Annotated in this window: 15 protein-coding genes; 12 read left to right on the top strand and 3 right to left on the bottom strand. The window is 73.1% G+C overall.

Annotated elements, in window-relative coordinates:
- The first annotated feature begins 123 nt into the window (after positions 1-123).
- The 12 genes from nuoD (at position 124) to J3P29_RS15400 (ending at position 16,860) form a co-directional block, all read left to right on the top strand.
- Entirely contained in the window at positions 124-1,314 is a 1,191-nt protein-coding gene (gene nuoD, locus J3P29_RS15455) for an NADH dehydrogenase (quinone) subunit D (protein ID WP_246852235.1), read from the top strand.
- On the top strand, positions 1,311-2,147 hold the full coding sequence (locus J3P29_RS15450) for an NAD(P)H-dependent oxidoreductase subunit E (RefSeq protein WP_246851935.1): 837 nt from the start codon (positions 1,311-1,313) through the stop codon (positions 2,145-2,147). The genes nuoD and J3P29_RS15450 overlap by 4 nt, the downstream gene beginning before the upstream one ends.
- Complete coding sequence (gene nuoF, locus J3P29_RS15445) at positions 2,144-3,472, top strand: NADH-quinone oxidoreductase subunit NuoF (RefSeq protein WP_210494781.1); 1,329 nt, start codon at positions 2,144-2,146, stop codon at positions 3,470-3,472. Before J3P29_RS15450 ends, nuoF begins: the two co-directional genes overlap by 4 nt.
- Positions 3,472-5,985, top strand: a complete 2,514-nt coding sequence (gene nuoG / locus J3P29_RS15440) for an NADH-quinone oxidoreductase subunit NuoG (protein WP_210494779.1) — start codon at positions 3,472-3,474, stop codon at positions 5,983-5,985. Before nuoF ends, nuoG begins: the two co-directional genes overlap by 1 nt.
- Positions 5,985-7,031, top strand: coding sequence for an NADH-quinone oxidoreductase subunit NuoH (gene nuoH, locus J3P29_RS15435; RefSeq protein ID WP_210495113.1), 1,047 nt, complete (start codon positions 5,985-5,987; stop codon positions 7,029-7,031). Before nuoG ends, nuoH begins: the two co-directional genes overlap by 1 nt.
- Positions 7,032-7,042: 11 nt before the next feature.
- Positions 7,043-7,576, top strand: coding sequence for an NADH-quinone oxidoreductase subunit NuoI (nuoI, locus tag J3P29_RS15430; RefSeq protein WP_210494776.1), 534 nt, complete (start codon positions 7,043-7,045; stop codon positions 7,574-7,576).
- A gap of 3 nt (positions 7,577-7,579) precedes the next feature.
- Entirely contained in the window at positions 7,580-8,281 is a 702-nt protein-coding gene (locus J3P29_RS15425; protein WP_210494774.1) for an NADH-quinone oxidoreductase subunit J, read from the top strand.
- Complete coding sequence (nuoK, locus tag J3P29_RS15420) at positions 8,278-8,577, top strand: NADH-quinone oxidoreductase subunit NuoK (protein ID WP_210494771.1); 300 nt, start codon at positions 8,278-8,280, stop codon at positions 8,575-8,577. Before J3P29_RS15425 ends, nuoK begins: the two co-directional genes overlap by 4 nt.
- Complete coding sequence (gene nuoL / locus J3P29_RS15415) at positions 8,574-10,601, top strand: NADH-quinone oxidoreductase subunit L (RefSeq protein ID WP_210494769.1); 2,028 nt, start codon at positions 8,574-8,576, stop codon at positions 10,599-10,601. The genes nuoK and nuoL overlap by 4 nt, the downstream gene beginning before the upstream one ends.
- A 10-nt stretch (positions 10,602-10,611) precedes the next feature.
- Positions 10,612-12,282, top strand: a complete 1,671-nt coding sequence (locus J3P29_RS15410) for an NADH-quinone oxidoreductase subunit M (RefSeq protein ID WP_210494765.1) — start codon at positions 10,612-10,614, stop codon at positions 12,280-12,282.
- Entirely contained in the window at positions 12,279-13,874 is a 1,596-nt protein-coding gene (locus J3P29_RS15405) for an NADH-quinone oxidoreductase subunit N (protein WP_210494763.1), read from the top strand. The genes J3P29_RS15410 and J3P29_RS15405 overlap by 4 nt, the downstream gene beginning before the upstream one ends.
- A 1,321-nt stretch (positions 13,875-15,195) precedes the next feature.
- The gene (locus J3P29_RS15400; protein ID WP_210494760.1) at positions 15,196-16,860 is read left to right on the top strand and encodes an FAD-dependent thymidylate synthase; all 1,665 of its coding nucleotides are present in this window, start codon (positions 15,196-15,198) and stop codon (positions 16,858-16,860) included.
- Positions 16,861-17,049: 189 nt separating this feature from the next.
- Here J3P29_RS15400 and J3P29_RS15395 read toward each other — a convergent pair whose 3' ends face one another.
- Genes J3P29_RS15395 through J3P29_RS15385 form a run of 3 tightly spaced genes read right to left on the bottom strand, consistent with a single transcriptional unit; the run spans position 17,050 to position 19,084 of the window.
- Positions 17,050-17,751, bottom strand: coding sequence for a DUF3618 domain-containing protein (locus tag J3P29_RS15395; RefSeq protein ID WP_210494752.1), 702 nt, complete (start codon positions 17,749-17,751; stop codon positions 17,050-17,052).
- Positions 17,715-18,143 carry a phage holin family protein gene (locus tag J3P29_RS15390; RefSeq protein WP_210494750.1) on the bottom strand — a complete coding sequence of 143 codons (429 nt, stop codon included), beginning with the start codon at positions 18,141-18,143 and terminating at the stop codon, positions 17,715-17,717. Before J3P29_RS15390 ends, J3P29_RS15395 begins: the two co-directional genes overlap by 37 nt.
- The gene (locus tag J3P29_RS15385; RefSeq protein WP_210494748.1) at positions 18,143-19,084 is read right to left on the bottom strand and encodes a hypothetical protein; all 942 of its coding nucleotides are present in this window, start codon (positions 19,082-19,084) and stop codon (positions 18,143-18,145) included. The genes J3P29_RS15390 and J3P29_RS15385 overlap by 1 nt, the downstream gene beginning before the upstream one ends.
- Positions 19,085-19,129 lie beyond the last annotated feature (45 nt).

Genomic DNA, 19,129 nt, shown 5'->3' with positions numbered 1-19,129 from the left:
ACCTCGACCGCGGACCCGAAGGAGAGCGGCTCCGGCGGGACGCCCGACAACACGGGCGACCGCTGGGAGCAGCGCTCCCGCGACTACCGCGCGGGGGAGGAGTCGATCGACTTCTCCACCCAGATGGGCACGGTCGCCGAGCAGGACGAGGCCGAGCTCCTCACGATCAACATGGGGCCGCACCACCCGTCGACGCACGGGGTGCTGCGCCTGCTGACCACGCTCGAGGGCGAGGTCGTCCGCGACGTCAAGCCGATCGTGGGCTACCTCCACACCGGCATCGAGAAGACGGCCGAGGACAAGACGTACTGGAAGACCGTTCCGATCGTGGAGCGGATGGACTACCTGGCGTACTACTTCAACGCCATGGCGTACTGCGGCGCCGTCGAGGACCTGCTCGGCGTCGACGTGCCCAAGCGCGCCCAGTACCTGCGCGTCATCCACCTCGAGCTCAACCGCCTGATGAGCCACCTGGTGTGGATCGGCACCACGATGCTCGACATCGGCGCGATGTCGATGCTCTGGTACGGCTTCCGCGAGCGCGAGACCATCCTCGACCTGTTCGAGTACTCCGGTGGCCAGCGCGTGCACCCGCGGTACATCCAGATCGGCGGCGTCGCGGACGACATCCCCGCCGGCTGGGAGACGAAGCTCCGCCGCTTCGTCACCGAGATGCCGAGCCGCATCGACCAGTACGAGGCGCTGCTCTCGAAGAACGAGATCTTCCTGCGGCGCATGAAGCACACCGGCGTCGCCGACGCCGAGACGCTGATGGCCAAGGGCGTCACCGGGCCGCTGCTGCGCGCCGCCGGCGTGCCGTGGGACCTGCGCAAGGCCCAGCCGTACTCGTCGTACGACGACTTCGCCTTCAAGATCCCCGTCGGCACCACCGGCGACAACTACGACCGCTACCTCGTCCGCGTGAACGAGATGCGCGAGTCGGTGAAGATCATCCAGCAGGCCATCGACGGCCTGCCCGAGGGCCCGTGGGTGACGGCCGATCGCAAGGTCGCGCTGCCGCCGCGCCACGAGCTGGCGACCTCGATGGAGGCGCTGATCCACCACTTCAAGCTCGTCACCGAGGGCATGCGCGTCCCCGAGGGCGAGGCGTACTACCCCATCGAGGGCCCGCGCGGCGAGCTCGGCTGCTTCGTCCGCTCGGACGGCTCGAGCAAGCCGGCGCGCGTGCACATGCGCGACCCCTCGTTCATCAACCTGCAGTCCCTGGGCGACATGGCCAACGGCGAGTACATCGCCGACCTGATCGCCACGCTGGCCTGCATGGACCCGCTGCTCGGAGGCGTCGACCGATGATGCGCTTCATCCGCCGCGACCCGCTGGGGCCGCTGGACCGCGAGGCCGTCCGCCACGGCGAGGAGCGCCCCGCGGGCCCGCCGCGCGCGCTGTCGCCCGAAGCGGACCCGGAGGTCCTGCACCGCGACGTGCCGCGCTTCGCGCACGGCCTGCGCACCCCGGGCCTGCACGAGGCGACCGACCCGACGAAGGACCCGGCCGGCATCCCCGACCCCGCCGTCGTCGAGGTGCCCGACGCGCTGCGCGCCGAGATCGAGGACTACATGTCCCGGTACCCGGACTTCCGCTCCGCCGCCATCCCGGCCCTCGCCGCCGCGCAGAAGGTCCACGGCTGGTGCTCGCCGACCGCGATCGAGCAGGTCGCGTGCGTCATGCGGCTGACCCCGGCGTACCTGACGGCCGTCGCCGGCTTCTACGACATGCTCGAGACGAAGCCGGTCGGCCGCAAGACCGTCTACGTCTGCACGAACATCTCCTGCTCCCTGCGCGGCGGCGACGAGCTGCTGGCCGCGCTGGAGGCGCGCGTCGGGGACGACCCGGACGTGAACATCCGCGGCTTCGAGTGCCTCGGCGCCTGCGACATCGCCCCGATGGCGTCGATCGACGGCGTGTACGTCGGGCCGGTCGAGGACCACGAGGTCGTCGAGCTGGCGGAGCAGATCCTGTCCGGCGCCGAGCCGCTGCCCGGCAAGCAGCTCGTGCGCCGCCGCGTCGCCGACGCGGCCGCGAACACCGACGACGTCGTGCGCGCGTCGACCGAGACGGGGACGCTGGATCCCGTCCGGTACGACGGTGCGGGCGACGCCCCCACGCAGCCCGGAGGGGCGGCATGAACCACCTGCTGTTCGAGAACATCGACGAGCCGGGCCTGAACACCCTCGAGGTGTACCGGCGGCGCGGCGGCTACCAGATGGCCGAGCAGGCGCTCGCCATGGCCCGCGACTCCATCGTCACGGCGCTGAAGGACTCCGGCCTGCGCGGCCGCGGCGGCGCCGGCTTCCCGACGGGCATGAAGGCCTCCTTCATCCCGCAGGGCAAGATGGACAAGTACCTCGTCTGCAACGCGGACGAGTCCGAGCCGGGCACCTTCAAGGATCGCGAGCTGATCCAGAAGAACCCGCACAGCCTCATCGAGGGCATGATCATCGCCGCCTACGCGGTCGGCGCGAACAAGGCCTTCATCTTCATCCGCGGCGAGTACGTCCAGCAGGCGGAGATCCTGGAGGCCGCGCTGGCCGAGGCCAAGGAGGCTGGGCTGATCGGCCCGAACGTCCTGGGCCGCGGCATGGAGCTGGACATGTGGGTGCACCGCGGCGCGGGCGCCTACATCTGCGGCGAGGAGACCGGCCTGCTCGACGCCCTCGAGGGCCGTCGCGGCAACCCGCGCCTGAAGCCGCCGTTCCCGGCGAACCAGGGCCTGTACCAGGGCCCCACCCTCCTGAACAACGTCGAGACGCTCACCGCGATCCCGTACATCCTGCGCGTCGGCGCCGAGGCGTACGCCGCGATGGGCGTGGAGAAGTCGTCGGGCACCAAGCTGATCTCGGTCTCGGGCAACGTCAAGCGCCCGGGCAACTACGAGATCGAGCTCGGCATGACCGGGCGCGACATCATCTACGGCCTGGCCGGCGGCATCACGGACGACCGCGAGGTCCTCCTGTGGTTCCCCGGCGGCTCGTCCTCGCCCGTCCTGACGAAGGACGACCTGGACCTGCCGTACGACTACGACTCGCTCGCGGGCGCGAAGACGATGCTCGGCTCCGGCGCGATCATCGTGGCCGACGACTCCAACTCGGTCGTCGACATCGCCGTGAAGACGGCGAGCTTCTACAAGCACGAGAGCTGCGGCAAGTGCACGCCCTGCCGCGAGGGCACGAACTGGACGACGAAGATGCTCAAGCGCATCCAGTCCGGCGAGGCCACGCCCATGGACCTGGACGTCATCAGCTCCGTGTGCGACCAGATCATGGGCAACTGCCTGTGCGTGCTCGGCGACGCGATGGCCATGCCCGTCGCGTCCATGGTCACCAAGTTCCGCCCCCACTTCGAGGCTCACATCGAGCAGGCCCGCGCCGCCAACGAGGCGCGCCTGCTCGCCGAGCTCGAGGCCACGGGGCCCGTCCTGGAGGGGATCGGCGCGACCGCGTCGTACCGCTGATGCCTAGGCCCGAACTCGAAACGATCACCTTCACCGTCGACGGCCGCGAGGTCGAGGCGCCGGCGGGGACGCTGCTCGCCGACGCCGCGAAGCTCGGCGACGTCGACATCCCGGTCTTCTGCTATGAGCCGAAGCTCGGCGCCCCGGTGGGCGCGTGCCGCATGTGCCTCGTCGAGGTGGAGGGCATCCCGAAGCTCCAGACCGCCTGCTCGACGCCCGTGCGCGACGGCATGGTCGTCAACACGGAGAGCCCGCGCGTGAAGGCCGCGCAGGAGTCGGTGGTGGAGTTCCTGCTCCTCAACCACCCGCTCGACTGCCCGGTCTGCGACAAGGGCGGCGAGTGCCCGCTGCAGGACATCTCCTTCGGCTGGGGGCGCGGCGAGTCCCGCTTCGTCGAGCCCAAGCGCCACTTCCAGAAGCCGGTCGAGCTGTCGCCGCTCATCGCGATCGACCGCGAGCGCTGCATCCTCTGCTACCGCTGCGTGCGCTTCTCGCAGGAGGTCGCCGAGGACTACCAGCTCGTGCTGCACGAGCGCGGCGCCGCGACGTTCGTCGGCACCTTCGACGGCCACCCGTACGTCGCCCCGTTCTCGGGCAACATCATGGAGCTGTGCCCCGTCGGCGCGCTGACGAGCCAGGCCTACCGCTTCCGCGCCCGTCCGTGGGACATCGAGCAGTCCGGCTCGGTCTGCACGCTGTGCCCCGGGCAGTGCAACGTCTCCTACACCGTGCGCGACGACCGCGTCGTGCGCGTGCTGTCCCGCCAGAACGACGAGGTCGACGACGGCTGGATCTGCGACCGCGGCCGCTTCGCGTACCAGTCGACGTACGTCGACGAGCGCGTCTCCACGCCGCTCGTGCGCTCCGCCGAGGGCGAGCTCGTCCCGGCCAGCTGGGAGCAGGCCGTCCAGGCCGCGACCGACATCCTCCTCGGCGCGGAGGGCCGCGTCGGCGCGCTCGCCGGCACCGGCACGACGAACGAGGAGGGGTGGCTGCTGCGCCGCCTGATGACCGAGGGCGTCGGGTCGCGCGACTTCGACTCGCGGCCCGCCGGCGTGCTGTCGGCCGGCCTGCAGGCCGCGCTCGACGCGCCCGAGGCGCAGGCCACGGTGTCCGACCTGGAGTGGGCGCACGCCGTCCTCGTCCTGGACACCGAGCCCGTCGACGACATGCCCGTCGTCGACCTGCGCCTGCGCAAGGGCGTGCGCCGCCACGGCGTCCGCCTGGCCGTCGCGACGAGCCGCCCGTCCAGCCTGGACGCGAACGCCGAGATCTCGGTCCGCTTCGCGCCCGGCGCGGGGGAGGCCTTCGTCTGCGCGCTCGACGCCGCGATCGGCGGCGTCGGCGACGTCGGCGGCCTGAGCCACGCCGCCGGCGCCGACCCGCAGGCCGTCGAGGCGCTCGGCCGCATGCTGCGCGAGGCCGGCGAGGACGTCGTCGTCGTCTGGGGCGAGCGCCTGACGCACGCCGAGGACGAGGCCCGCTCCGCGAACGCGGCGCGCGCGCTGCTGAAGGCCTCGGGCCGCCTGGGGCTGCTCGACGGCCGCAAGGGCGCGGGCCTGCTGCAGATCCCGTCGTCCGGCAACGCGCGCGGGCTGCGCGAGATCGGCCTGCTGCCGAACGTGGGCCCGGGCTTCTCCGAGCCCGCCGCCGTCGGGCGCTCCGCCCGCGACATCGCCCGCGGCGCCGCCGCCGGCGAGGTCTCGGCGCTGTACCTGCTGCACGCCGACCCGGTCGCGACGTACCCGGACCGCGCCCTGTGGGGCCGCGCGATGGGCGCCGCCCGCGTCATCACCCACGCGTCGTTCCTGACCGAGGGCGTCGCCGCGCACGCGGACGTCGTCTTCCCCGCCGAGGCGGGGGCCGAGAAGGACGGCACCATCACGCACCCGGACGGGCGCATCCAGCGCGTCCGCCAGGCCGTCGGCCGCCGCGGCGACGCGCAGCCGACGTGGCGCGTCCTCACGCACCTGCTCAAGGGCGTGGGCGTGAAGGCGACGGCGCTGACGTCGATGATGGTGACCGCCGAGATCGCGCAGGCGGTGCCGTTCTACGCCGGCATCACGCACGACGAGATCGGCGGCTTCGGCGTCCGCTGGCAGGAGCGCGAGGCCTCCGCGGCCTTCCCCGCCGGCGACACCGGCCCGTTCTCGCTCGAGGCGCCGACCGCCGCGGCCAGCCCGAACGGCGCGCTGCGCCTGGGCTCCTTCCGCTCCGTGTGGGCGAGCCCCGAGGTCGCGCACGCGCCGGCCCTGAAGTTCCTGTCCCCGAAGCAGCGCGCCGAGCTCAACCCCGAGGACGCCGCCGAGCGCGGCATCCGTCACGGGCAGCGCGTGCGCGTGTCCGCGCCCGCCGAGGACGGCACCGCGACGGTCGAGGCCGTCGCGCACGTCCGCTCCTCCGCGCCCCGCGGCAGCGTCTTCCTGGAGACGGGCCTCGGCGCGCAGAGCGCGTCGGCCCTGACGGGCGACGCGCCCCTCGGCTCGGCGACCGTCACGGTGGAGACCGCTTGATGCACACGATCGCGGGTGCGCTGCCCCTCAGCGCGATCAACGTCGCCGAGCCCTGGTGGATGCAGATCCTGAAGACCCTCGTGATCTTCGGGATCTGCTTCTCGCTCGTGCCGCTGGCGCTGCTCTACGAGCGCAAGCTGCTCGGCCGCTTCCAGCACCGCCTAGGCCCGAACCGCGTCGGCGTGTACGGCTCGCTGCAGCCGATGGCCGACATCGGCAAGCTGCTCTTCAAGGAGCAGTTCAAGCCGCGCGGCGCGATCGGCTGGCTCTTCGTCATCTCGCCGGTCATCGCCGCGGCCGCGGCGCTCGGCACCTACGCGCTGATCCCGTTCTCGGGCCAGCCGCAGGACATCTTCGGCACCGACACGGGCTTCTACGTCCTGGACTCGGACATCGGCCTGCTGATCTTCTTCGCGCTCAGCTCCATCGGCGCGTACGGCATCCTGCTCGGCGGGTGGGCCTCGGCGTCGAAGTACTCCTTCCTCGGCGCCATGCGCGGCGCCGCCCAGCTCATCTCGTACGAGGCCTCGCAGGGCCTGGCGCTGCTCGGCGTGATCATGAGCACCGGCAGCCTCTCGCTCTCGGCCATCGTCGAGCAGCAGGGCGACGGCATCTGGTTCATCGTGCCGCAGATCGTCGGCGCGCTGATCTTCTTCGTCGCCACGCTGGCCGAGATCAACCGCACCCCGTTCGACCTGCTCGAGGCGGACTCCGAGCTCGTCGCCGGCTTCATGACGGAGTACGGCGGCGGCCGCTTCGCGATGTACTACGTCGCGGAGTACGTCCACCTGGTGGTCGCGGGCATGATGTTCTCCACGCTCTTCCTCGGCGGCTGGCAGCTGCCGTTCGGGATCGACGGCCCCGGCTGGATCGACCCGATCGTCCTGCTCGTCAAGACCCTGATCGTGTCCTCCGTGATCATCTGGATCCGGGCCACGCTCCCGCGTCTGCGCTACGACCAGCTCATGTCCTTCGGCTGGAAGGTCCTGCTGCCGCTCGCCACCCTCAACGCCCTGGTCACCGCGGTGATCCTGGTGGCCTTCTAGGAGGCTCCTCCATGCCCTGGAATCCCGGAAGCGACGTCGTCGAGGTCGAGCGCGGGCCCGAGCCCGGCGGGCTCGGCGGCGTCTACCGCGTCTTCGGCGAGACCCTGCGCGGTCTCAAGACGACCTTCGCGCGCGTCGTCGAAGGCACCTACACCGTCGAGTACCCCGAGGAGAAGATCCCGGTCTACCCGCGCTTCCGCGGGCGGCACCGCCTCCACCGGTTCGAGGACACGGGGCTCGAGAAGTGCGTCGGCTGCTCGCTCTGCGCGGCCGCGTGCCCGGCGGACTGCATCCGCGTCGTCGCCGCCGAGAACGATCCCGAGCACCGGGTGTCGGGCGGCGAGCGCTACGCGGCGGTCTACGAGATCAACCTGAGCCGCTGCATCTTCTGCGGCTACTGCGAGATCGCCTGCCCGTTCGACGCGATCACGATGGGCAACGACTTCGAGCTGGCGGACTACAACCGCTCCGACCTGATCTTCACCAAGGAGATGCTCCTGCAGGAGCCGAAGGTCCGGATGCCGTTGCGGGCGGAGGGCGAGTAGCCGATGGACGAGATCCTCTTCTTCCTCGCGGCGATCGTCGCGATCGTCGCCGCGCTGGGCACGGCGCTGCTGCGCAACCCGTTCTACGCGGTGCTGTCGCTCGTCGTGCACCTGCTGGCCCTGTCCGTGCTGTTCCTGCTGCTCTACGCGCAGTTCGTCGCGGTGGTGCAGGTGCTCGTGTACGTCGGCGCGGTGATGGTCCTGTACGTGTTCGTCAACGCGTACGTCGGCGGCGACAAGGAGCCGTCCGGCGGCTCCGCCCCGACGCTGCGCGCGTTCTCGTACGCCATCGGCGTCACGCTCGCCGTCACGATCGGCATCGCGGTCCTCGGCACCGGCCTGACCGCGATCGACGACAAGCCCGCCGGCATCCCGGCCGAGTACGGCTCGCCGGGCGCGATCGGCGAGCTGCTCCTGACGCGCTTCCTCCTGCCGTTCGAGGTCGCGTCGTTCCTGCTCCTCGTCGCCGCCATCGGCGCCGTCGTGCTGGCGCGCCGCCGGCGCGGGGCCCTGCCGGGCGAGCAGCAGATGTACTCCGCCCTGCAGGTCTTCACCCCGAAGGGCATCGGCTCCATGCGCGAGAGCGTCGGCGGGATCAACCCCGTCCCCGGGGCCCGCACCGTCAAGCGCATCGCGCCGAACGACCCGCTGCCGCCCGAGGGCGAGCGCCGGTCCGGCGCGGACTCCGAAGGGAGCGACCGATGAGCACCGGTTGGTACCTGGCGGTCTCCGCCATCGTCTTCGCCGTGGGGGCGGCCGGCGTGCTGACGCGCCGCAACCCCCTACTGGTCCTCGTCTGCCTCGAGCTCATGCTCAACGCGGGCAACCTCGCGATCCTGGCCTTCGCCCGCATGCACGGCGAGACCGACGGTCAGGTCTTCGCGCTCGTGGTGATGGTCGTCGCGGCCGCCGAGGTGGCGGTCGGCCTGGGCCTCGTCGTCGCGCTGTACCGCAACCGCGTCGCCGTCGACGTCGATGAGCTCCGGGAGCTGCACGGATGAGTCCCGCTGATGCCGCCTGGGTCGTCCTGGCCCTTCCCCTCGTCGGCGCCCTCGTCCTGGGCCTCGGCTTCCGCGCGTGGCGCGGGATCACCGCCGGTCTGATCGGCACCGCCGCCGTCGGCCTCGCGTTCGTCTTCACCCTCGTCGCGCTCTTCGGCCTGCTCGGCCGCGACGAGGAGGGCACCCGCCAGATCTCGTCGAGCCTGTGGGACTACGTCTCCGTCGGCGGGCTCCACGTCGACATGCAGATCCTGGTGGATCCGCTGTCGCTCGTGATGCTGCTGGTCGTGACGGGCGTCTCGACGCTCATCCACCTGTACTCCATCGCGTACATGCGCGGGGACGCCGGCTACGTCCGCTTCTTCGCGTACCTGAACTTCTTCGTGTTCGCGATGCTGGTGCTCGTCCTGGCGGGCAACTTCATCCTGCTCATCGTGGGCTGGGGCCTGGTCGGCGCCGCGTCCTACATGCTCATCTCCTTCTGGTACCGGCGCACGTCGGCCACGAAGGCGGGCATCAAGGCGTTCGTCATCAACGTGGTCGGCGACGTCGGCCTGGTGCTCGGCGTCATCCTGCTGCTCCGCCACACGGGCACGGTCGACTTCCTGCAGACGTTCCACCAGGCGAGCGAGACGTTCGACAAGGGCGACTCGTCGCTCACCGTCGCGCTGCTGCTGATCATGGTCGGCGCGTTCGCGAAGTCCGCGCAGATCCCGCTGCACACGTGGCTGCCGGACGCGATGGAGGGCCCGACCCCCGTCTCGTCCCTGATCCACGCGGCGACGATGGTCACCGCGGGCGTCTACCTGATCGCCCGCCTGCACCCGCTGATGCAGCTGTCGCCGACGGCGATGGCGGTCGGCGCGATCATCGGCTGCATCACGCTGCTGGTGGCCGGCACGATCGGCCTGGTCCAGACGGACCTGAAGCGCGTCATCGCCTACTCGACGATGTCCCAGATCGGCTACATGATCATGGGCGTCTCGGCCGGCGCGTACGTCGCGGGCATGTTCCACCTGATGACGCACGCCTTCTTCAAGGCGCTGCTCTTCATGGCGGCCGGCTCCCTGATCTCCGCGATGGGCGGCGAGCAGAACATGGACAAGATGGGCGGCTTCCGCAAGGCGATGCCGTTCACGTTCCTGGCGTTCGTCGTCGGCGGCCTGGCGCTGTCGGGCATCCCGCCGTTCTCCGGCTTCTTCTCGAAGGACGAGATCCTGGCGTCCGTCGCCGACGAGGGCGGCTGGCACTGGATCCTGTGGGCCGCCGGCATCTTCGGCGCCTTCCTCACCGCCGTCTACACGTGGCGCATGATCTTCCGCGCCTTCTGGGGGCCGCCGGTCCCCGAGGCGAAGGAGCTCGAGGAGGGGCACCTGCACCACCCGCACGAGCACCGCAACCCGGCGACGGGCGAGCTCGAGGACACCGGCGTCGGCTTCCCCGGCCCGGAGCACCACATCGCCGAGCGCGCCACCCCGATGCGCCTGGCCATGGGCACCCTCGCGGTCCTGGCGGTGCTGGGCGGCCTGCTGGGCATCCCGCACGTCTTCACGCCGCTCGAGCACTTCCTCGAGCCGGTCTTCGAGGACACGATGGGCCACCACGAGATCGACGGCACGATCACGGTCGTCGGCCTGATCGTCGGCGCGCTCGCCGGCGTCCTCGGCATCGCGGTCGCCTGGCGCGTGTGGGGCAAGCCCGCCGACCGCGGCGAGCCGACGGCGATCTCCGCCGGCTTCCAGCAGCGCTTCGCGCCGGTCCACCGCCTGTTCCTGAACAAGTGGTACTTCGACGAGCTCATCGACCTCGTCATCGTCCGGCCGGCGCGCGCGTTCGGGCGCTGGGCGGCCGACACGTTCGAGCGGCTCGTGATCTCCGGCGGCATCGTCGGGGGCACGACGGGGGCGGTCCGCGGGGCCGGCGCGCTCGTGCGCCGCCTGCAGTCCGGCTACCTGCGGTCGTACTCGGCCGTGGTGGTCACCGGCCTCGCCGTCCTGGTCATCTACTTCCTCACCCAGAGCTGAGCGAGGACCCATGCTGCATCTCTCCATCCTGCTCTGGCTCCCCGTCGTCTTCGGCCTCCTGGGCCTGCTCGTCCCCGAGCGGACGACGCGCTGGGTGAGCCTCGTCGGCGCGCTGCTCACGCTCGCGCTGTCCATCGCGTTCGTCGTCGACTTCGACACGGCGGGCGCGACGCACCAGCACGTGACGAGCGACGCGTGGATCAGCGCGCTCGGCGTCCGCTACGAGCTGGCGCTGTCGGGCCTGAACGTGTGGCTCGTCCTGCTGACGACGGTCGGCTTCGCGTTCTCGATCGCCTGGACGGCCGTCGCGCCGCTCGGCACCCGGGCCCGCGCGAAGCACGTCTTCCTGCACCTCGCCATCGCCGAGACCGCGGTGGTCGGGGCGCTCCTCGCGCAGGACCTGATCCTGTTCGTGGCGTTCTTCGACCTGATGCTCATCCCGTTCTTCTTCCTGACGGCGATGTTCGGCAACGGCGATCGGGTGCCCGCGACGATCAAGATGGTCGTCTACACGCTCGTCGGCTCGCTGCTGATGCTCGTGGCCGCGATCGCGGTCGGCGTCCTGGCGACGCCCGCCGGCGCGTCGGTCAGCTACGACCTGGCGACGATCGCCCAGCGCGGCGTGCCCGAGGGCAGCCAGGGCTGGCTCTTCGCCTGCTTCGCCGCGGCGTTCCTCGTGAAGATGCCCGCGTTCCCGATCCACGGCTGGGTCGCGGACGGGTACCGCGCGATGCCGCTGCCGATCCTGGCCGTCTTCTCGGGCGTGCTGTCGAAGATCGCCGCCTACGGCTTCCTGCAGATCGCGGTCCCGCTGCTGCCGCAGGGCACGGCGGACCTGCGCTGGATCGTCATCGTGATGGCGCTGCTCTCGATCCTCTACGCGTCGTCGATCGCGCTGACGACGACGAACGCGCGCCTGGTGCTCGCGTACTCGTCGATCGCGCAGCTCGGGTTCATCACGCTCGGCCTGATGAGCCTGCGCACCGAGGGTGCGTCCGGCGCGATCTTCCAGTCGATCAACCACGGCGTGGCCGTCTTCGGCGCGTTCCTCGCGGTCGCGATCCTGTCCGCCCGCGCGGGCGGGTCCGAGGACCTGCGCGACATGGGCGGGGCCGCGACGAAGGCGCCGGTCTTCGCCGTCCTCTTCGTCGTCGTGACGTACGCGGTGCTCGCCATGCCGGGCACGGCGAACTTCGTCGGCGAGTTCCTGATCCTCCGCGGCGCCTGGGAGGGCACCGCGCCGGCCGTCACGATCATCGCGTCGATCGGCATCGCCCTCGCCGCGGTCTACGCGCTGCGGCTCTTCATCCGCTCGGCGCACAATCGCGTCGGGCCGAAGATGGAGCCGCGCGAGGCCAGCCGCGCGCAGATCGCGCTGCTCGCCGTCCCGGTCGTCCTCATCGCCGCCCTGGCGCTGCACCCGAGCCAGACCGTCGACGCCTCCGACGTGGCGGCCACGCGCTCCGTGCTGCCGGCCGCCGCGATCGCGGACCGCGACGGCGCGCAGCAGATGCTGTCCGACCTGCAGGACAAGGTCGGCGGCGAGGTCGCGAGCACGGGCGGCGGCCAGGCCGGCGCCCCGGCCGGCGACGTGGCGATCGACCCGAGCACCGGGCAGCCCGTCGATCCGGCGGCCGCCCCCGCAGAACCCAGCGCCCAGACCGAAGGAGCCGGCCGATGAACGCCGTGTCCGCCGCCGTCAAGGCTCCCCACATCGACTGGGCGGGGCTCTCGCCCGTCCTGGCGCTGCTCGCCGGGGCCATCGTCGTCCTGCTCGCCGGCCTGCTGCGCTCGCGCGTCTCGCGCGAGGGCGTGGTGCCGGTCCTCTCGATCGTCGCCTTCGCGGCCGCGATCGGCCTGAGCGTCTGGCAGTGGGACGAGGACGGGTCGCTCATGTCCGGCGCGCTGGCGCTCGACCCCCTGGCGCTGATCTGCACGATCGGCGTGGCGGTCGCAGGCATCGCCGCCGTCCTGCTCTCGCTCGGCGCCACCGCGCCGCGCGAGGCGGCCCACGGCGAGTACCACGCGATGCTGCTCGTCTCCGCCGCCGGCATGGCGCTGTTCGGCGGGGCCACGAACCTCATCACGACGTTCCTGGGCCTCGAGCTGCTGTCGATCCCGCTCTACATCCTGGCGGCCACGGAGCTGCACCGCCGGCGCTCGCTCGAGTCCGGCATGAAGTACCTGATCGTCGGCTCCGTCGGCTCGGCCACGCTGCTCTACGGCTTCGCGCTGATCTTCGGCGCCACCGGCGCGCTGGACTACACCGCGATCGCGGCCGCGGTCGCGGACCAGGACCTGGGGCGCGACGCCCTCATGCTCGGCGGCGTCGCGATGGTCATCGTCGGCCTGGCGTTCAAGGCGTCCGTCGCCCCGTTCCACCAGTGGACGCCCGACGTCTACGAGGGCGCGCCGACCCCGGTGACCGCGTTCATGGCGACGGCGACCAAGGTCGCGGCCCTGATCGCCTTCCTGCGCCTGTTCGACGTGGCCCTCGTCGGCACGTCGAGCGTGTGGGGCCCGGTGCTCGCCGTCCTCGCCGCGATCGCGATGATCGTCGGCAACGTCGGTGCGCTCGGCCAGGACTCCATGAAGCGCCTGCTGGCGTTCTCGTCGGTCGCGCAGGCGGGCTACATGCTCGTCGGCGTCGTCGTCGGCACCCAGCTCGGCACGCAGGCCACCGTGTTCTACGTGCTCACGTACGTCGTCATGACGATCGCGGCCTTCGCCGTCGTCGAGGCGGCGGAGCGCGAGACGGGGCACGACGGCAGCGCCGCGATCTCGGGCCTCGGCCGCCGGCACCCGCTGCACGCGATCGCGCTGACGGTCTCGATGCTCGCCCTCGCCGGCGTGCCCGCGACGGTCGGCTTCGTCGCGAAGCTGCGCATCGTGCAGGCCGCGGTCGACGCGGACTACTCGTGGCTGGCGATCGTCCTGGTGATCGGGTCGATGATCTCCTTCGCCTACTACCTGCGGGTGATCGCCCGCGTGTGGGCCGACGCCCCGGAGGAGGGCACCGAGCACTCCACCGCCGTCGTCGCCGTGCAGGAGCCCGAGCGCCTGCCGATGACCTCGAGCGAGGCCGGCGGCGGCGCCGCCGCGGCCGCCGGCGCCGGCGGCCGCAACCCGGTCGTCGTCGCCGACGCTCCGCGCCTGCCGGCCACCGCGCTGGCCGTCGTCGCGGGCGCCGCGATCGTCGTCCTGGGCGTCGTGCCCGGTCCGCTCATGGACGCGGTCGGCGACGTCGTGCGCGCGGTGCCCGGCCTGTTCTAGGCCGTCGTCCGTCGATCGCTGCGTGTGCTCGCGCCGCCCGGAAGGGCGGCGCGAGGCGTTTTCGGGGCGGGACGGCTGGGGGCGGGCCCCGGGCGCGGCGGGGGGCGGGCGGGAGCGGCGGTGCGGCCGAGCGGCGGGGCGGCGGACGCGGCGCGGCGGCCGAGCGGCGGACGCGGCGGTGCGGCCGAGCGGCGGGGCGGCGGACGCGGCGCGGCGGCCGAGCGGCGGACGCGGCGGTGCGGCCGAGCGGCGGGCGTGGCGCGGCGGGACGGCGGGCGGAGGCGTTCCGGCTCAGGGCCGGATGACGGACCTCAGCCGGAACACGCGGCGCAGCCGGACGGCGAGGGCGAATGCGTTCCGGCTCGGGGCCGGATGACGGACCTCAGCCGGAACACGCCGGGCCGGCCAGACGGCGGGGCGAAGCGCTCCGGTTCAGGGCCGGACGGCTGACCTTGGCCGGAACGCGCGGCGCAGCCGGACGACGGGGGATGCGTTCCGGTTCAGGGCCGGATGGCGGACCCGAGCCGGAACACGCGGCGCGGACCGGCGGCGGGGGCGATGCGTTCCGGATCGGGGCCGGATAGCGGACCTCAGCCGGAACACGCCGGGCCGGCCAGACGGCGGGGCGAAGCGCTCCGGCTCAGGGCCGGATAGCGGACCCGATTCGGAACACGCGGCGCGGACCGGCGGCGGGAGCGAGGGGCTTCGGCCGGGGCCCGGAAGGCGGTCCCCGGGCGGCACAGGCCGCACCGGCGGATCGCGGGCGGGCGTTCCGGCTCAGGGCCGGATGGCGGACCTCAGCCGGAACACGACCCGCCCCGACGACCCGCTCCGGCTCAGGGCCGGATGGCGGACCTCAGCCGGAACACGACCCGTGCCGCCGACCCGTTCCGGCTCAGGGCCGGATGGCGGACCTCAGCCGGAACACGACCCGTGCCGACGACCCGTTCCGGCTCAGGGCCGGATGGCGGACCTCAGCCGGAACACGACCCGTGCCGACGACCCGTTCCGGCTCAGGGGCGGATGGCGGACCTCGGCCGGAACCCGACCCGTGCCGACGACCCGTTCCGGCTCAGGGCCGGATGGCGGACCTCGGCCGGAACCCGACCCGCCCCGACGACCCGTTCCGGCTCAGGGCCGCATGGCGGACCTCGGCCGGAACACGACCCGTGCCGACGACCCGTTCCGCCTCGGGGCCGGATAGCGGACCTCGGCCGGAACACGACCCGCCCCACCGACCCGCCCCCGCCGGCATCCCGCCCCTTAGCGCCTTTCGCCGCGGCTCGCGGCCCGGAGAGCCGGCCGGTAGCCTCGCTCGCCCGTGCAGTACCCCGTCGACGACCTGACCACCGCCGAACAGGCTCGACTGGCCCCGCACGTCACGCACCCGACGCGGCCGGTCTTCGGGCTCGTCGGGCTGCCCGAGACGGTGAAGGGCGCGCTCTTCGCGCGGTACAGCCGCTACCCGGGCACGCTGCGGCGGCTGTTCCTCGACGAGTTCGCGGACTCGCTGCCCGAGACGGGCGCCGCGGCGTTCGACGGGTCCGAGGGCGAGCGTGCCGCGCGGCTGTACGACACGATCTTCCTGGGCTACGGCGACGACTCCGTCGCCCAGCTCGGCGGGCTGCACGTCGCGGCGGAGTGGTGCTCGAACGTCCTGACGAAGCTGCTGCAGCGCCCGCGCATCGGCGCGTACCTGGAGCAGTCCACGCGCTACATCGCCTACGACGCCAAGGTCTCGGCCGCGTGGTGGCAGAACGCGGCGGGCGAGATCAGCCCCGGCGGCGACGGGCCCGACGGCGTGCGCGACGGCTACCGCTACCTGCGCGACCCGCAGCTGGGCCCCGAGTACGCCGCCGCGATGGACGACGTCTTCGGCATCTACGGCGCGCTCCTGCCCCGGATGGTCGCGTGGTGCGCCGAGCAGTACCCCGCGCCCGACGGCACGCCCCCCGCCGCGCACGAGCGCGCGATCAAGGCGAAGGCGCTCGACCTGCTGCGCGGGCTGCTGCCCGCGTCGACGCTCAGCCACGTCGGCATCTACGCGTCGGGACAGACGTACGAGAGCCTGATCCTGCACCTGCTCGCGCACCCGCTGCCCGAGGCGCGCCTGTACGGCCGCTGGATCCTGGACGCGGTGCAGGCGATCACGCCCAGCTTCGTCTCGCGCGTCGAGCGCCCCGACCGCGGCGGCCGCTGGATCGGCTACCTGCAGGAGCGCGAGGCCGCCGCCGACCGCTGGGCCGGCCGGCTGGGCCTGGACCAGGCCAGCGCCCGCGACCGGCAGGCTGACGAGGGACGCTCGCGGGTCGCGCTGGTCCACGTGGACGGCGACGAGGACGACCTGCTCGCGGGCCTGCTCTACGAGGCGCTCGCGGTCGACGAGGCCACGGCGCGCCGCACGGTCGCGGGCCTGTCGACCGACGAGCGCGGCGACCTGCTGCGCGACCTCGTCGGCGACCGCGAGAACCGCCGGCACCGCCCCGGCCGCGGCCTGGAGCGCCTGCGCTACCGCTTCGAGATCACGTCGGACTACGGCGCCTTCCGCGACCTGCAGCGCCACCGCATGCTGACCGTGCAGTGGCAGAGCCTGACGCCCGAGCTCGGCGCCGAGGTGCCCGAGGAGGTCGAGCAGGCCGGGGCCGGCGGCGAGTACCGCCGCGCCCTCGAGCGCTCCGCCGACGCGTGGTCGACGCTCATGGACCAGGGGCGCCCGAAAGAGGCCGCCTACGCGGTCTGCCTGGGCTACCGCATCCGCTACGTCCTGGACCTGAACGCCCGCGCGGCGATGCAGCTGATCGAGCTGCGCTCCGGCCGCGAGGGGCACCCCTCGTACCGCGCCGTCGCGCACGAGATGCACCGGCTGATCGGCGAGACGCACCCCGCGGTCGGCGCCGCGATGCGGCACGTCGACACGACGACGGAGCCGCGCCTGGAGCGCATCCTCAGCGAGATGCGCACGGAGCGGCGCGCGACCGGCGGCTGAAGACGCGGAGCGGCCTGGCGCGGCCCGCCGCGGGCTGCCGCCCCGGCCCGATCCGGCCTCTCGACGCGCGCCGGGGCCCGCCCAGGTCCGGCCCCTCGACAGCCCCGCCCCGGAACGACGACGGCCGGCCCGTCGGGCCGGCCGTCGCGGACCGCCGTGGGCGCCCCGTGGACCGCCCGGGGGAGGGGATCAGGAGGCGCTGGGCGCCTGGTCCTTCACCTCGTCCGCGTGCTCCTTCGCCGTGTCGGCGACGGCCTGGGCGTGCTCGCGGCCGCTCTCCTGCGCGGCGTCCTTCGCCGCCTGCGCGGCCTGCTTCGCGCCGTCGACGGCCGTCCCGGCGGCCTCCTGCGCGTGCTCCTGCGCCGCGCTCACGACGTCCTGCACGACCTCCTTGCCGTGCTCGACCGCCTCCTGCGCCGTCTCGACCAGGCCGTCACGGGCGCTCTGGGCCACGGGCGCCAGGCGCTCGTCCTCGACCCGGGTCGACGGCACCAGGAGACCGGCGATGAAGCCGACCGCGGCGGCGCCGATGGCGAGACCCAGGGGGTTCTCCTGCGCCATGCCGCCGGCGCGCCGGGCGCCGTGGCGCAGCTGCTGGCGGTCCGGGGTCGCGTCCGAGACGCTGCCGGCGGCGCTCGAGGCGCGGTCGCCGACGGCGCCGGCGGCACCCTGGACGCTGCCCGTCACCGACCCCGCCGCGTCCTGGACGGTTCCGGTGACGCTCTCGGCCACCCCAGTGATCTTGTCCTTGACAGCAGTCACGCGATCGCTCACCGCATCCTTGGTCCGGTTGGGCACGTCGGCCTTGTACGCGAGGGCGTCGGCGGTCTCGCCGAGTCGCTCCCGCGTCTGCTCTACCTCGTGGCGGATGTCCCGCGGGTCTTCGCCCATTCGACGTCCTCCTTGACGCTCTCGATGGTCTGCTCGGGCACCGGCGGGGTGCCTCGCTCGATGCGCTTCTTGCCCTGGAGGGCGAGCGCGCCGCCGATCGCGGCGTAGATGATCGTCACGACGAGGGCGGCCAGCCAGGTGGCCATGAACGTGTCCAGCAGCGCGATGACGCACGCCGTGAACGCCCCGGCGGCCAGGAGCCCCAGCAGGGCCCCCGCTCCGACGAACCCGGCCCCGGCGCCGATGCGCTTGGCCTTCGTCGTCATCTCCGCCTGCGCGAGCGCGAGCTCGAGCTTGACGAGCTTCGACGTGTCCTCGGACAGCCGCTTGAACAGCTCGCCCGTGGACCGCTCGCGGAGCTCCTCCGCGGACGGCTCGTAGGGGTCGGCCATCAGCTCCGCCCCGGGGCGCTGTCCGTCGCCGTGCCCGCCTGGCCCGGCGCGCCTCTCGGCACGGAGTAGCCCGTCACCGGCGGCGAGGCGATCGTCTCGTCCGTCGCCGGCGCGGGGATCGGCGCCGGGGTGCCGGTGCCGGTGGCCGGGGCGGGCACGCCCGTGCGAGCCGGGACCGGCGGGCCCGAGGACGCCGCCGGGGTGCTCGGGGCGACCGCCGTGCCGGGCGTGCCGGTGGACGGCGCGGCGCCGGCGGACGCGGAGCGGTGGCGGTCGCCGCTCGAGGCCTTCAGCGCGCGGGAGGCGACGAAGCCGACGGCCAGGCCGCCGAGCGCCGCGGCCCACGGGTTGCGGCGCGCGTAGGACTCGAGGTCCTGCAGCATCGTGCCGCCGTCCGTGCGCTGCAGGTAGCTGCCGACCTTCTCCACCTGCAGGGCCGCCTGGTCGGCGATCCGCGCGGGGGCGTCGTTGCCCTGGTCGCGCAGCTGGTCCGAGATGGAGCGCAGGTCGCCGGCCGTCGCGGTGACGCGCTCGCCGGCCTGCGTCGAGCGCTGGTCGAGCTGGTCGCGGAGCTGGCCCTTCGCCTGGCCCGCGGCCTGCTGGGCCTGCTCCTTCGCCTGCTCGGCAGCGTGCTGCGCCTGCGCCTTGGCCTGGTCCGCGACGCCCTGCGCCTGGTCCGTGGCCTGGCTCGCCGCGTCCTGGGCCGCGTCGCGCGCCGTCGACGCGGCCTGCTGGGCCGTGCCCTGGGCGCCGGACGAGCCCGAGGTGGCGCCCTCGGTGCCGCGCGTGGCGACGTCGCGGGCCTGCGTGCCGGCCGGGCCGCTCGGGCCGCCGCTCGGGCCGGAGCTGGGGTGCGCCTGGCCCGTCACCGGGTTGACGACGCCGGCGGGCGGATCGGTGGTGGTGGGCTGACCGGGGGTGGGGGGATTCGTGTCGGTCATCGGGTTCCCGTCCTCGCGTTGGGGGCCGCCTGGTTGGGGGGCGGA

The sequence above is a fragment of the Patulibacter sp. SYSU D01012 genome, assembly GCF_017916475.1.
GTDB lineage: Bacteria > Actinomycetota > Thermoleophilia > Solirubrobacterales > Solirubrobacteraceae > Patulibacter.
The sequence above is the reverse complement of the archived record's forward strand: the minus strand, read 5'-3'. Positions and strand labels throughout refer to the sequence as shown.